This window comes from Dryocola clanedunensis (assembly GCF_038405435.1).
Taxonomy (GTDB): domain Bacteria; phylum Pseudomonadota; class Gammaproteobacteria; order Enterobacterales; family Enterobacteriaceae; genus Dryocola; species Dryocola clanedunensis_A.
In genome coordinates this window covers 1-516 of sequence record NZ_JBBYHZ010000232.1, presented here as the reverse complement: position 1 = coordinate 516, position 516 = coordinate 1, and the positions used below count along the sequence as shown (strand labels likewise).

Genomic DNA, 516 nt, shown 5'->3' with positions numbered 1-516 from the left:
CCGCATCATCGCGCCGGAACCGGCCATCGCGCAGGAAGGCGGCGGTCTGCCGCGCGGCATCGGGCGAGAACACCAGCCCGCTGTGGCTGGCCGGGATCACACAGTGGTCGGCGAGCCCCGGCAGTTGGGTCTCATCCAGCGCCACGGTGCCATCGGAGGCCTCGCCACAGGCGCCCAGCAGGCTGCCCAGCCCATGCGGGACCGAGCCGGCGATCAGCCCGACCTGGGCCCTGCCCTCCCAGGCCGGCAGCCCATCGAGCAGCAGTTCCGAGCTGCGCCCCAGCGCCAGCGACCAGCCGTGATCGCTCAGGGAGCGGGCGGTCACGCTGCCGCGCAGTGGCGAGCCCAGGCAGACCACGCGCGACACCGGCAGCTCCGGGGCGCGCCGCAGGGCCTCAAGGGCGACCAGTCCGCCCAGGCTGTGGCCGACCAGCGAGACCGGGCCACTGTCCTTGAGCCGCTCCAGCAGCTGCGGCACTGCCACCTCGGGGCCACCGAACACGCTCGAATACCCGA

At 73.8% G+C, this 516-nt stretch carries 1 protein-coding gene; it reads right to left on the bottom strand.

The window, feature by feature from the left end:
• The coding region (locus tag AAE045_RS24390) for an esterase/lipase family protein (protein ID WP_455549867.1) at positions 1-516 on the bottom strand (516 nt) is incomplete at both ends.